This is a genomic window from Lysinibacillus sp. UBA6686, assembly GCF_002455205.1.
Taxonomy (GTDB): domain Bacteria; phylum Bacillota; class Bacilli; order Bacillales_A; family Planococcaceae; genus Lysinibacillus; species Lysinibacillus pakistanensis.
Window position 1 is genome coordinate 35,416 of record NZ_DKJS01000059.1, and the last position, 14,648, is coordinate 50,063.

Here is a 14,648-nt window from a genome sequence, read left to right on the forward strand (position 1 = left end):
ATATAATACGCTTTTGTCATTCTCAATTTTTAGTGATTTGCCAAATTAAAATATATTTTCTTAAACCTTCCAAAATGGTTGGATTAGTAAGTATAAAATATTCAATCACCATCTTCGAAGATACAGGTCGATTGAATTTCAAAATTCATCCTAGATTCATTATTCACTTTAAAGATAAAGCGAAATGATTCGTTTCAATAATGGCATAAAATCGAAGTAATTTACCATCATCCCTCTTAGATACAAATGTTACCGTTGCCTTGGTCGAAAAACTCCAGACAATATATACAAAATAGCCATCTATCAAAAAAGCATTATGATAGATGGCCATTGGATGGTGCGTACCACGAGGGTGTGCTATTTTATTATTTCAGCTTACAGTAGACAAGAGTATACTGTGCTTGCTTTAAGGTTCATTTATTCATTTCACTAATATTGCTAGATAATTTGTTGCTTCAAACTTTACTCGTTTCGTTTAAATTATTTGCTAGGTTTGAAAGACCAACATATTAACTTCTATTTTTTGATTCAACTCTCTATTTTTATTTAACTAATGTTTTGTAAGCTGTAACCCTTCCTTTGTATTCACTGGTAAAATAGAATCTTTACCTAAATCATTAATATATTTCATAATTTGTTCTAAAATTTCAGGTGTTGTTTCATACTCTTCTAATCGATCTTCTGTAATACCGTGCAACATAATGATAACCCAAGAGTTCTCAGCAACTGCTTTGTCAATCCACTTTTTCACATCCAAAAATTCTGTTGTATTTATAATGGCATATGACTTTAGCCAGTACGGATCATAATCATTCATTATATTAGTTTCTCTTCCAAGTACACGAATACCGTCGAAATATTGCATAGCAATTTCCCGTATTTCTTTATTGTAATCGGAATAGGGAATTGCAACTGTTGAAACGACACCTTTTCCTAATAAAGACTCTATTGTATTGATGCTTTCGGCAAATTCATCATGAATCTCATCTTCAGATTTCCTTGTTAGAAATGGATGATTTTGAGTATGAGATGCAATTTCTAAACCTAAATCATGTGCAACCCATAATTGAGATGGATTCATATAAACTTCATCATCTGAGTACACCTTATTACCGATAATATTAAAAGTTCCCGGCATATTATATTTTGAATGAAGCGGTAATGCTTTATCATACCAATTTCGATAGCCATCGTCATAGGATAGTGTCACAAGTGCCTGCCCATGATAATTAGCAGTATTTAAAGGTGTTATTTTTTCCATATCCTCAATTGCAAAATTAGTAGTAAAAATCAACTTGAAACTATTTTCTAAGAGTTTTGATTTATCATTCTCTATATTATTTTGGACATTTAAAGTATATGTCGTATAGTTTTCGTATGATTTTTCAGGCTTCACTTTCACTTTATTTTCATTAACCTCTAATGTAATCGGAAAATTATTTCCTGCTTCATCTTTAATTGTAATTGAAGAGTTAGTAATGGATGCTCTATTAACAGGATGATTAAATGTAATCGTCCATTCCTTATTCAAATCTGTAATTTCTTTGTGCTCTATGAAAGATTCTGCTTTCGTTATAGTCATGCCATTCATACATAAAAGCACAAATGGTATGGCTATAATGAGAAGCTTTCTCCACTGAATCAATCTTTATCTCTCCTTTAAATCACTATTTAAATTTCTTAAATGTTTCTTGCATAATTTCATAGGATTTTTTTAATCGTTCTTTTGTTTTAGGCATCTTCCAATTATCCCATGTAAAACTATGCAATTGATTAAGTACACCTTTTTCAATCTCTGGCAACGAAGACACAACCTCCTGCTTATCATTAACAAACAATGCACCTATATTTATTTTATCTACAAAAACTGATACTTCTCCGTTTTCTTTATAAAAATCGCCTATAAACTCTTTATGACTAGGATCCTTTGCTTGAAGAAGTAACCAAGGGATACGTAATTCTATAATTCCTTTGTCGCTCCAATTATAATCAACAAGGGAATTATAATTCTTTGCCTTCGGATTACCATTCCCCTCTATTAATTTGCCTGTTTCATAAGCTGCAAAAGGTACTGCTATATCCTGTTCTGGCAAGTAGAGCTCCTTATTTAAAGCATAGTAAATCGGACTGAACGTAGTGTTTTCTTTCATAACGTTTGGAGAGGGGATGTCGATAAGCTTTAATTCATGCCCATATAAATAAGAATAGAAATCATAATAAGGGTCAATGACAATACGTGACTCCTTCTTCTTATTAAGCTCAACAACAAACTCAATACCATTACTGAACGTTACTCCTTTCAAATCTGATTTTGCTGTTTTTCCTTGATTTGGAATCACATCTAATAGAATTTGAGTAGAGGATGTTTTATTGAGTAAATCTCCTTTTAATTGGAGGTACAAGTATCTTTCATCATAATCAACGCTCATTGAAGGCTTGTTTTTTTGTTGTTCATATAAGAGAGGAGCTTTCCATTCTGATATATCTCCGTCAACCTGTACCTTATGTTGATCAAAGCTTAATAAACCAAATTGTTGTTCATTTGTTTGTGCATTCGACCAATAAGGGCGTTGGTTCGGATTATCATAGTCCATCGTATTCCAAGTACGTTTAAACCACTCATCTTGCCAAGTAAATACTAATCCGCCAAGTAAATCCTCTGCCATAATATCCTCAAACAGATGGGTTAATATTTCACCTTGTTCCTGTTCTGATACAAATCCTTGAGTCCAGCCATACGGGTTATCATGAGTTAAACCACGAGAACCAGGGATTCCAAACTCAGCGATTAATATCGGCATACGATGTGCAGCATGTAATTCCGCTAAATAACCTGCATAACTATTTTTTTCTCCACGATGATCAACATACGACAAGTATTTTTGATCATAGTTAAAGAAATCTGGATAGTATGGATATACATGGTACGATGCAAATTGACCTGTTTGTTTCGCTAACCCTTTTGTATAAATGACATTCGGATTAACACTTGCAATATCTTCATCCGTATTCGGCTCAGATGGATGATCTAATAAATCTGTTGTAACCCAGTTTGTGAAGCTCATAGGATGTATCCAGCCATAATTTTTTTGTTCATATTGTGTAAGATAATCCATTTGCTCTGCAATCCAATATTCAAATGGAGAAGCATCTTTTGTTTCGAAATAAACACCATCATACTGACCAATAGTAGCATGCTTTTCATTTGTTCCGTTTACCATATGAGGGTACCATTCTATACCAATAATCCAACCGATTATATACTGTGAAACATCTGTATCATAATAACCAGATGCATGCCCTACTACATGCTCTACATATTTATTACCGTGAATAACATCTACAAGGGTTTTCATTTCTTCTTGAAATTTCTTAAGCGTTGTAGGATCATAAGCATCTAAAGTTTCCTCTAAACCTTCCTCTTCAATCCACACTCCATGTAATACATATAAAGGATTTTCTGCTTCATCATTATATCTTTTTAAGGCTCTATAAAAGCCAGGTGGATGTAACGTATAGACTCGGATTGTATTGGCATTCATTTTACCAATCTGCTGGAACCAACGATAATATTCATCCTCCGTTATGGCGGCCTCCCCAGGGAAATAACCTGGTTTTCCCATTCCCATATTAACGCCTTTGAGGGTGATAGATTCCCACTGCCCATCTTTTAAAATTTGAAATGTTTGATCATTAATACGCGCATTATAACCTAAATTATTTTTTGCTGAACCATCAGATTGCTGCTTAACTTCTTTTTTCTCAAATTCTTCTAAAATAGACTTCATAATCGGTACATATGCTGACCAATAAAAAGCATCATCTGCGAAATTTTGTAAAACTTTATAGACTGATGCTAGCCCTTTTATTTTATAGAAGAATGGCACTTTATTAATATCATTAAAATCGCCTGCAAAGTAATATTTTGTAGCATTTTTTTGTTCACCCGAAACAACTGCTGCGAATGAAAAAGGAATATCATGATCACTTAATAATTTTTTACCTTTGTCAGTTAAGCTCCACTCATAATTCGCTAAAACATCTTGCTCATTTTTCGCGGTAACAATATCAAACCAGTAATCATATCGTGGGTTTGATGAAACATGCAAGAACTCTTGTCCTGATTTAGTGAAATTAAGATAAATACCTTCTTTATCAATATGTTTATTTAATTCTAAAACAAATACCTCATCTGTAAAGTCATTCACTAATATGAAGCCCCCACCTTCATATTTCCAGTCATCCTTAAATTTATCAACAACCCATTGTGGAATTTCATTATTTTTTTTATAGTCTAATTCTTCAAAATAGCGGCCAATCCAACCAGACCAGTCTATGTTCAAATAATCTAGCACTTGATTTCGCACTTCAGGAGATGTTGGTGATGCAATAGAGTTAAATTCTGCTATAAATAAACTTTTTTCTGCACTAGTTAAACGTTTCATAATCGCATCCCATTCTTGCGATTCTAATCCACCAACGATTTTCTTTGTGCGTGCCCCCAATCTTTCTTGCTTCGAGTTAAGATCATCTTCATAGACACCATACGTGTCCGCCAAATAGATTGCATCATAATCTTTGTAATCCTTTGGTATTTCAGAAGTAGACACACTGTTATTTTTTTCATCTGGAATTGTGCCAAAATAATCCTTGGACTCATCATATTGACCATCTCTATGTTCGTACTTTAAAAAATTTAATAGCCAAGTCAACCCTAAATGCTCTCGATATGATTCATCCTTCACTGTTTTATCAATGATGGCAACATTTAGTTGTTTATTAGGTGACACAAACCAAAGAGCTATTGGTATCATTATAAGCAATAGCACTACTATCATTCCCAAATAAATTCGCTTCATATCGATTCTTGCTCCTTGCTTGAAATACCTTTACGTTCCATTTTGCCCCACTCTCGTCTTCTTACTAAGAAGTTCAAAAGACCTTCACAGCGCCAAAATAGTGTAATGGGACGATACCAAAAAATTTCTGTAAAACTTAGTAACATCATACGTATTAAGTCAGCAACCTTGAACGTTTTATTTTTGCTCCATGCTTCAAATAGCACTGCCATCATTGAAAATACAACACCATAAAGTACAAATGATAAAAGTAGCAAAATGGCTATCTCATAATAGATATCACCTAAGAAAAAAGCAAAAACAATATAAATATATCCACCAAGTTCGACAATCGGTCCTAATCCTTCAATAAGCCAAAAATAGGGGAAGGATAATAACCCAATACCGCCATATCTCGGATTAAAAGTCATAGATTTATGATTCCATAAACTCTCTAATAATCCTTGATGCCATCTTCTTCTTTGTCGCCTTAAAACGGCCATCGTTTCTGGTGCCTCTGTCCAACAAACAGGGTTCTCTACAAATTCAATACGTTTATTTTCCTTCTTTTTACGGATATATCGATGAAGTTTTACTACGAGTTCCATATCTTCACCAATCATACTTTTAGTATAGCCACCTGCTTCTACCACCCATTTTTTCGAAAATACACTAAATGCACCTGAGATAATTAAAACCAAGTTAAATTTACTTAGCGTAATTCGCCCTATTAAAAAAGCTCTAAAGTATTCAATAATTTGCATAGTCACTAAATAATTTTTAGATAAGTTTGTTTCTAATATGGAGCCAAGTTGCATATTCATTCCATTGGCAATTTGGACATTGCCTCCTGCTGCAATTACCTCACCATCAGATAAGGCAATAGGTTTCATTAAACGTAATAAAGATGTACTCTCTAGAATGGAATCCCCATCAACGGAGCAAAAATAAGGATATCTTGCAACATTAATACCGACATTCAAAGCATCTGCCTTTCCACCATTCTCTTTCTCAACTAAAAAACAATTTTGGTGAATTTGCGATTGATAGATTTGAACAATCGGACTTGCTTGGATTTCCATTTTTATAACTTTTTCGATTTTTTTCATTTGAAATTGCTCAATAACTATTTCTTGCGTGCGATCAGTAGAACCATCATTGACAATGATTATTTCAAATTCTGGATAGTGTAAGCTAAGTAGAGAATGAATACTATCCACAATACCTACTTCTTCATTATAAGCAGGTATAATGACAGATACTGGTTTAGAATAGAACGCATCAATATACATATCATCCATTTCAGTTTGATCAAGTCTATGTTCCTTTCTTAACTTTAAAAGAGCAAAGAAGAACATAAGTCCATACGTTACTATAACTAGTAGCATATAAATTATGATTAACCCACCAAAAAACCACATTAAATAGTCACGTAAAATCATACTGCACGCATCCTTTTTCCTAATACTTCATTAGCCATATCAATTGCATATTGGTCATTTGTTGTGGCAATGAATTCTTTTAATCTCTGATAACCTCGTGGATCTTCAATTAGCGTGCTTGCTGCTTGCGATCGTACCCACCAATTACTATCCTGTAACAATTTTTCTAAATGCTCGGCAGTATATGTTAAAGGTGCATACCTAAATAATTTTGCGACCATTAATCTTTCTTCCCATATCGACGAATTGACAAATGGAATATACGTCTCTAAATCTCGGATAATCCCAATTCTTTCTAGTCCTCGAAGAGTACGAATACGAATTTCAGTATCCTCACTTGCTAATAAATCTTCAAGTCCCTCGATAACATCCATACTACCTTTTGCTGCAACTGTATCAATCAAAGCATATTGTGCTGCTTGTTGTAATCTTTCCATCTTTTCCATAAGTCGTTGGAGCATCTCTACTTCTAAATATGAGAATAACTTTTTATACTCACTTTGTGAAAAAGAATCATTATATAGCCATATTTCTTGAATAAATTTTTCTTTTTCAAGAATAGAATAGATTTTAAATAGCTGAAATACTTCTATTGAATGTTTGCGTTTAATGGATACTTCACAAGTACTGATAAGCTCTTTTATACGGAAATCAGCAATGCGATACATTGCATTCATTTTCTTACTCCAGTTTCTGGATTTTAATTCATTTTGGTAATATTCCTTTAAATACATCTGTGAAAAAGTATAGATCTTTTGTTGAATAATTGGATTGGATATATTTCTTAAATACGATAAAAATATGTGTTCTACCGCTAATATTTGAATTTTATTTTTAGGAATTAGCGTAACAGTAAATCGGTCGTCCTCTAGAAAGTATTCCTGCCAAAGAATTTTTGTATTTTGTATATACTTTTCCATCACATGCTTCTTTCTTTCTTCGTACCTTCTCTGATAGATTAAATAAATCATTACTACACCACAAAATAATAAGAGAATAGCAATAATATATAATAATAATTGAATCGATAATTCAATCATAATCATAACCTCGCAAATGTTCGTTTTAATTGTGCTTGAAATAGATTTAAATCAAATGGCTTAATTAAATACTCATCAACGCCACTTTCGTATGCATAGATCATATCTCCCTGAGACTTCCTATTAGTCATCATATAAATAATAAATTTCTTTTGATTAGCCATTTGCCTTAATGTATGCAAGACATTGAGACCATTTTTACGGGGCAAAATATCATTCATAATGACAATATGCGTATGTCCAGATAAATACCAATCCGACTGTAAAAATTCATGTCCATCTGAAAAAACTTTTGTTTCTAGTTGAAAATGATCCACTACCATTTTTTGAACTGTTAATTCTAATACTTCGCCAAAAATAACATTTTCCTCTAAAATACTAACTTTCACTCTTTCAATTGGCTGCGTCTTAAAACTCGTTACTTTTTCAATTTCCCAAGGTTCTGTTAGTTGACTAAAAACATCAAATTGTTTACCAATTAGATCCTCAAACATTACTTGATCATTTTTAACCTCTGCAATGATTCCCTGCAATGTAAAAGCTAAATCGATTTTAAAAGGGGAATCCTTACTTTTTACGAGTTGAAAAATTCGATTTAAAAACGCATTTCCCTCCTCCTCACCATTTTGTGTTAACAAAATTCCCCACCGTAAACATCCCTCTAACCTAAAAAGCATATCGGTATTTCGAACTTCGGATACAAGAAAATGAGCAATTTGTTCTTCTAAATCTTCAATCATACTATTTTTCTGGGAATTCGATACAGTTGCTTTTAAAAAAATAACTGTTAATTCCATATGTGAACGAATAATATTTGCCTTTAACACATCAAAAAATGGGGGAATATCACTTTCTTTCAATATATCCACTTTTTGTGTCGTTTTAATTAAAGTGTCCATCCTATGCTCCTCTAATATTTTTCAATATGATATTTGTTTGCACTGTGGAATTATCGTAGGAAATAGCTGTTATTCAGTAATTTTTCATTATATTACCTATTAATATGTTGTTAAATATGTGCACTTTTGCTTATTAACTACTTCTCTATACAAGCACATGAATGTTTAGGCAATCAAAATCCAGCTAAATCAACTGTACTAGATTATCTTACTTGCTACTCCATGTAAAGTTGTAATACACATAGGTAATCAAAATGTACATACTTATTTGGGCGTTTATCGTGCATGAGTGTAACTATTAATAGAAACTTCGTGGTTTAAGAGGTACGAGTTATTTTACGGCTGATGTTATACTTTCAAAGAAAAAAACATCTACCAAAAGAAGATAAAAATGGATAACTATCCCACTTTATATTGGATTATTTTTCTATTTTAACATACATTTTCGAGAAATAAGATAAATGTAGGAATTTTTTTACACAATGTTGTTAGAAACTTCATAAATGTTTCACAGTATATCATATTCAAATCCTTTTATAAGAATATAACAATATGAACTGAACAAATTCTAAACAAGATGAAGATTCAAGGCAGGAATACAAATAGAAAAAATCTGCTGTTTTCTCATATAAAACGGAGAAAATTTGCAGATTCTTTACTTTATGATGACAATGGGGGAAAATGGGAAAATGCCCTTTTTGCTACTTACAGGTTTTCTAAGTCATTTGAATGGCTTCTCGCCTATGGTCGCATCTCCATCCAACTTTCCAGATGGTGGATTGCAATACCTTTAAAGCTCGTTTTTTTAGAAAAATATTCTTGAACTTTGCTCAACTGCCGATTCATATATGCTTCTCCTTCTTCTGAGAAGCTAACAGAGTCTCCCTCTTTTGACTTCAAAGTTTCAACACCTACAACAACTTTTTTATTCATTTGTTTGGCATATTCGATTTCATTTTTCGCGATTTTTATAATTTCCTGTGAATTATCTCGATAAGCCATTATCGTCACACCATCCGAATGGTCAATTAACCATTCAGATAAAATACCATTACCATATTTAGTGTCGTATGAAATCTCATCATACCAAAAGGGTATATCTAATTGTAGTGGTAAATTGAACGACTGTGCTTTCTTTTTTGCTTGCACAACTAATTGTTGATAGGTCTGAATCGCAGTTGTTTGTTTTGTAGTCCAAAGAGTTGTATCATAGGGCTCAATATCTAAATGTATCCCTAAAAAACGTTGTACATCTGTTGCTTCATGTTGATAGTGCTCTAACCAATCCATAAGTTGATTTTGATATTCAATTCCATTCTCGGTAATCCAATAGCTTTCTCCAGCTAGTGCGTATATCTGGATGTCTTTAGCTGTAGCCTTTTCAATAAAGCTTTGATAAACTTTTTTAGATATTTCATAATCAATTTGTAAATAAACCTTGTTTATTTGTTTAGTTTCTAAAAACTCCAAGGTATTAATTTCGTTATCTACAAGTATCCACGGATTCCAAATCCATGTAGAACGTTCATCTTCTGTAATATTATCCGCCTTTATAATTGTACTATTAAGTGACATAAATAAAATGCATATGATCACTAACTTAAAACTTCGACTTTTAATAATTTTACACAACTCCTTTCTACAAACTAGTTATACCATATCGAAAATTTTTATAAATAGGGATATATTTCATTTTATAATTTTTCTTCATAAAGTAGGGTTTTTTTCTTAAATACCTGTTTAACCTAACTCAATTTTTACAAAAAAATAGTACAAACCTTGGTTTGTACTATTTAACAGTTTATTTTATTACAATAAATTATTTAACTGGTAGAACTGCACCTTTCCATTCTTCAAGCATGAAGTCTTGGATTTCTTTAGAAGTTAATACTTCTACTAATTTTTTAATTTCTGGTTTTGTTTCATCACCAGCACGTACAGCTATAATATTAAGGTATGGAGACTTTTCACTCTCTTCAAGAGCAATAGCATCTTCAATTGGGTTTAAGCCGTTGTCGATTGCATAGTTAGAGTTAATAAGAACTGCATCACCTTCATTATTTTCATACATTTGCACAAGCATTTCAGGTGCTGTATTTGCATCGAATTTAAAGTTTTTAGGATTTTCTGCGATATCCTTGATTTCTGCTGCTGTTTTATCAACACCATCTTTTAATTTAATTAAGCCCTTAGCTTCTAATAATGAAAGCATACGACCGTGGTCTGAAACTGAGCTAGAAAGTAAAATTGTTGCGCCCTTTGGTAGATCCTCAAGAGATTTATATTTTTTAGAGTAGATACCGATTGGCTCAATATGAATGCTACCAGCATTGACGAAATCATAGCCATTATCTTTAATTTGTAAATCAAAATAAGGAATATGTTGGAAATAGTTAGCATCAAGGTCTTTTGATGCTAAATCTTGGTTTGGTAATACATAATCTGTATACGTTTCAATTTTAAGATCAATACCTTCTTTTGCTAAAATAGGTTTTGCTTTTTCTAAAATTACTGCGTGTGGTGTATTAGAGGCACCTACAGTTAATGTCACATTTTCTTTACTATCTGTTTTATCTTCTGTTGATGCACCTGAGCTTGCATCGTCTTTTTTACCAGCACCGCAAGCCGCTAAAGCTAGCACTAATACTGATAAGAATAATCCTGTTAATAGCTTCTTCATTTTATTACACTCCCTTTTATTTTGTTCAAAGTATGTTAACGGCAGAAAACCGAAATAACCTTTAACGTTTATCTGTTTTAGCTGTAATCATATCGCCTATCCATTGAATAATAAATACGACTACTAAGATTAGAATAGTTGCCATTAATGTCACATCTGAGCGATTACGCTGGAAGCCATCCAAGAAGGCTAAGTTTCCTAACCCGCCGGCACCAATAATTCCTGCCATTGCTGTATAACCAACAAGCGCTACAGCTGTTACAGTAATACCTGAAATAAGCGCAGGTAATGATTCTGGAATTAACACTTTCCATATAATAGTAGATGTTTTAGCACCCATTGAACGCGCTGCCTCGATTACCCCTCTATCAATTTCACGTAATGCAATCAATACCATACGTGCATAGAATGGTGCTGCACCAATAATTAGTGCTGGCAACGCAGCATTGGCTCCACGGATTGTGCCAAGCAAAAATTTTGTAAATGGAATTAATAAAATAATTAACACGATAAATGGAATCGAACGGAAAATATTTACGAGTGAACCTGTTAAGAAATTAACAATTTTATTAGCCCATAGTTGATGGGGACTTGTTAAAAATAATACGATTCCAATTAATAAGCCAAGGATGAATGTTACTACGGTTGAAATAGCTGTCATATACAGTGTTTCATAGGTAGCTGCCCACATTCGCTCCCAGTCGACATTCGGAAAGAGATTAGTTAGCATTTGCAATCACCTCCGTTTGTACTTCAACTGTATTTAAGTAACCTAGTGCATCAGCCACATTTGACTCGGTTCCATCAATTTGCACAATAAGCGTACCGTAAGCACCATTTTTTGTTTGAGAGATATTACCGTGCACAATACTAACTTCTACATCAAAGTGCTTGACGAGGTGTGAAATAACGGGCTGCTCTGTTTTTTCTCCCACAAAAATTAGCTTAACAAGTTGTCCAGTTGGATAATTTGCTTTTATTTGTGCAACCGTCTCCTGCGTTTCCTTCGTATCTGTAATTTGTGATACAAATTTTTTCGTAATAGCAGCTTGAGGTGCCTGGAATACTTGTAATACCTCACCACGTTCTACTATTTCGCCTGCCTCCATTACTGCTACACGATGGCAGATTTTACGGATAACGTGCATTTCATGTGTGATTAACACAATAGTTAATCCTAAACGTTCGTTAATATCTACAAGTAAATCCAGGATTGCATCGGTAGTCTCTGGGTCAAGTGCTGAGGTTGCCTCATCACATAATAAAACCTCTGGATTATTAGCAAGTGCTCGAGCAATGCCGACACGCTGCTTTTGACCGCCTGATAGCTGTGATGGATACGCCTGATCACGTCCATCTAAACCAACAAGAGTAATCAATTCCTTCACACGTGCATCACGCTGAGCCTTTGAAACACCTGCGATTTCTAGTGGAAAAGCGATATTTTCTTCAACGGTTCTAGACCATAGTAGATTAAAGTGCTGGAAAATCATACTTACCTTTTGTCTTGCATCTCTAAGCTTTTGCCCCTTAATAGATGAAAACTCTTGATTGTTAACCATCACCGTACCAGATGTTGGCTTTTCTAAACCGTTCAATAAACGAATCATTGTACTTTTACCAGCACCACTATAGCCGATAATGCCAAATATTTCACCTTTATTTATGGAAAGGTTTACGTCTTTGACTGCTATTAATTCGCCATTTGCGGTTTTGTATTTTTTCGTAATATTTTGAAGCTGGATCATAGCGAATACTCCTTTTCTCATATAGAAAACCCCTTCACTCACAGACAAGTAGAAGGGGTCACGTATTTATACGCTCAACCGTTCTCTCATCTTTCAAAGATAAATCTTTGGGTGATTTGGCACCTTTTCACGTTGTGATGGTTGCCGGGCTTCATAGGGCACTTCCCTCCGCCACTCTTCATAAGAGTTCGATATATTCAATGTTTTAGTAATATATTTGTTACTTTACCACGCTAGCAAACTTCAGTCAATTGATTTTTTTAACAATTCGTATAAAAACGGTACGGATTGAAAAGCATAGACTTTTTCTGTCACTTTTCCGCCATCACAGACGAGTAAACATGGTACACTTTCGATTTCGTAATCTAAGGCAATCTCTTCAACAAAATTTAAATTTGCTTTGCCGATTTGAAGCTTTGGCAGTAATTGCTCAACGATCATCATCATTTTCGATGCAACTGCACATGTACCACACATAGGTGTATATAAATAAAAGGCAGCTCTTTTCCCCGACTGGACAGCCGCGACCCACTGCTCTTTTGACCATTCTTCCATTTTTTCACGCAACCTTACAAAATATATTGATTATGGATTGAGAAATGTGCTCGCAACAATATCATTGCTAATACCTTTCTCGGAGTTGTCTCAACTTCTTTATACGTTGGCATTGTACGTAAATGCTCTGCCTCTGGATAATGTCTGTCCATTAATGCCCGTAGCTTATCCCCTGATGGATCTGCATCAAAAAATGTATAAAGCTCACAGCCCTCATATGGATCAAGCAGCACTTCTAATTGATGCACACCAATTGTACCATTCGTACAAAGTATTGTGACATCTTCACTTAAAATAGGTTCAATTTGAAGCTTATCCGAACGGCCTTCAACAATTAAGCATTTTCCCTCGAACATCACGCCACCCCCATTAGACATATCCCTTTTCCTTATAGTCATTATATCAATTAAGTGTCAACGATGGTAATGTTAGACACCCATTGGAAGCGACTATCTCCCCAACCATGAAGATAATAAAAAACGTCGGTGAATGCCGACGTTTTTCTATTAGGGCTTGTCTTATTCAGCGACCATTTCTTCGTATTGCTCTGCTGTCATAAGCTTTTCTACTTCTGATGCATCAGCAGGCTCAACAACGATCATCCAAGCTTTTTCATATGGTGATTCATTAACGAATTCTGGGCTATCTTCTAAATCTGCATTTACTTCAACTACAGTACCTGAAATTGGCGCATATAATTCAGAAACAGTTTTTACTGATTCTACGCTACCGAATGGATCGTCTGTTTTGATTTCATCGCCAACTTGTGGAAGCTCAACAAAAACGATATCTCCTAATTCAGATTGCGCGAAGTGTGTAATACCAATACGTACTTTTCCATCTTCTACTTTTACCCATTCATGTTCTTCAGAGTATCGTAAGTCTTTAGGTGTGCTCATGCAAAAAACCCCTCCATAAATATGTAATATATTCACTTTCAGTGTGCCATACTTCTCCTATAAAAACAAGGATATTTACGGCTATTTCCAAGCTTGCTCAAAATCAGATTCTTTAAACCCTAACGTTACTTTTTTTCCATCAGTAACGATTGGACGTTTGATTAACATACCATCAGAAGCAAGTAGCTCAAGCTGCTCCTCATCGGTCATATCGGCAAGTTTATCCTTCAAACCAAGCTCACGATACTTCATGCCAGACGTATTAAAAAACTTTTTAAGAGGTAGTCCACTTGCTTGCCATAACTTTGTTAATTCGTCCTTTGAAGGTGGCTGTTCTACAATGTGTACCTCTTCATAAGTTATATCGTTGTCATTTAGCCATTTTTGAGCTTTCTTACAAGTTGTACATTTTGGATATTGGATAAATTGAATCGTCATCGAAAGGCTCCTCTACTTTCTTTTTGAGGACACTGATTTTCTGTGTCTTCCTTATTTTCTGTAGTATACCATCATAACCATACAAACCAAAATGAAACAATTCTCAGTC

Annotated in this window: 13 protein-coding genes and 1 riboswitch; all 13 genes read right to left on the reverse strand. The window is 34.0% G+C overall.

What is annotated here, in order from left to right; translation table 11 throughout:
• Nucleotides 1–550: 550 nt before the first annotated feature.
• Nucleotides 551–1,645: a polysaccharide deacetylase family protein gene (locus tag B2R82_RS15430; RefSeq protein ID WP_286925763.1), complete on the reverse strand. Its 1,095-nt coding sequence runs from the start codon at nucleotides 1,643–1,645 to the stop codon at nucleotides 551–553.
• 22 nt (nucleotides 1,646–1,667) lie between these two features.
• Nucleotides 1,668–4,859, reverse strand: coding sequence for a hypothetical protein (locus tag B2R82_RS15435; protein WP_286925764.1), 3,192 nt, complete (start codon nucleotides 4,857–4,859; stop codon nucleotides 1,668–1,670).
• The gene (locus tag B2R82_RS15440; RefSeq protein WP_286925765.1) at nucleotides 4,856–6,280 is read right to left on the reverse strand and encodes a glycosyltransferase family 2 protein; all 1,425 of its coding nucleotides are present in this window, start codon (nucleotides 6,278–6,280) and stop codon (nucleotides 4,856–4,858) included. Before B2R82_RS15440 ends, B2R82_RS15435 begins: the two co-directional genes overlap by 4 nt.
• Complete coding sequence (locus B2R82_RS15445; protein ID WP_286925766.1) at nucleotides 6,277–7,320, reverse strand: HEAT repeat domain-containing protein; 1,044 nt, start codon at nucleotides 7,318–7,320, stop codon at nucleotides 6,277–6,279. The genes B2R82_RS15440 and B2R82_RS15445 overlap by 4 nt, the downstream gene beginning before the upstream one ends.
• A gap of 2 nt (nucleotides 7,321–7,322) precedes the next feature.
• Nucleotides 7,323–8,219: a response regulator gene (locus B2R82_RS15450; RefSeq protein ID WP_286925767.1), complete on the reverse strand. Its 897-nt coding sequence runs from the start codon at nucleotides 8,217–8,219 to the stop codon at nucleotides 7,323–7,325.
• Nucleotides 8,220–8,960: 741 nt separating this feature from the next.
• Nucleotides 8,961–9,794 (reverse strand): amidase, encoded by an 834-nt coding sequence (locus B2R82_RS15455; protein ID WP_286925768.1) that lies wholly within the window; start codon nucleotides 9,792–9,794, stop codon nucleotides 8,961–8,963.
• Between the two features lie 244 nt (nucleotides 9,795–10,038).
• Nucleotides 10,039–10,899 carry a MetQ/NlpA family ABC transporter substrate-binding protein gene (locus tag B2R82_RS15460; RefSeq protein ID WP_286925769.1) on the reverse strand — a complete coding sequence of 287 codons (861 nt, stop codon included), beginning with the start codon at nucleotides 10,897–10,899 and terminating at the stop codon, nucleotides 10,039–10,041.
• A 61-nt stretch (nucleotides 10,900–10,960) separates the two neighbouring features.
• The gene (locus B2R82_RS15465; protein WP_054770486.1) at nucleotides 10,961–11,629 is read right to left on the reverse strand and encodes a methionine ABC transporter permease; all 669 of its coding nucleotides are present in this window, start codon (nucleotides 11,627–11,629) and stop codon (nucleotides 10,961–10,963) included.
• Entirely contained in the window at nucleotides 11,619–12,647 is a 1,029-nt protein-coding gene (locus B2R82_RS15470; RefSeq protein ID WP_286925826.1) for a methionine ABC transporter ATP-binding protein, read from the reverse strand. Before B2R82_RS15470 ends, B2R82_RS15465 begins: the two co-directional genes overlap by 11 nt.
• A gap of 83 nt (nucleotides 12,648–12,730) precedes the next feature.
• A riboswitch (SAM riboswitch) is annotated at nucleotides 12,731–12,834 on the reverse strand.
• Between the two features lie 56 nt (nucleotides 12,835–12,890).
• Nucleotides 12,891–13,202: a thioredoxin family protein gene (locus tag B2R82_RS15475; protein WP_286925770.1), complete on the reverse strand. Its 312-nt coding sequence runs from the start codon at nucleotides 13,200–13,202 to the stop codon at nucleotides 12,891–12,893.
• Between the two features lie 14 nt (nucleotides 13,203–13,216).
• A complete protein-coding gene (locus tag B2R82_RS15480; RefSeq protein WP_283869385.1) occupies nucleotides 13,217–13,558 on the reverse strand; it encodes a hypothetical protein in 342 nt (113 codons plus the stop codon).
• 162 nt (nucleotides 13,559–13,720) lie between these two features.
• On the reverse strand, nucleotides 13,721–14,101 hold the full coding sequence (gene gcvH, locus B2R82_RS15485) for a glycine cleavage system protein GcvH (RefSeq protein ID WP_054770484.1): 381 nt from the start codon (nucleotides 14,099–14,101) through the stop codon (nucleotides 13,721–13,723).
• Nucleotides 14,102–14,182: 81 nt separating this feature from the next.
• A complete protein-coding gene (locus tag B2R82_RS15490; protein WP_286925771.1) occupies nucleotides 14,183–14,539 on the reverse strand; it encodes an arsenate reductase family protein in 357 nt (118 codons plus the stop codon).
• Nucleotides 14,540–14,648 lie beyond the last annotated feature (109 nt).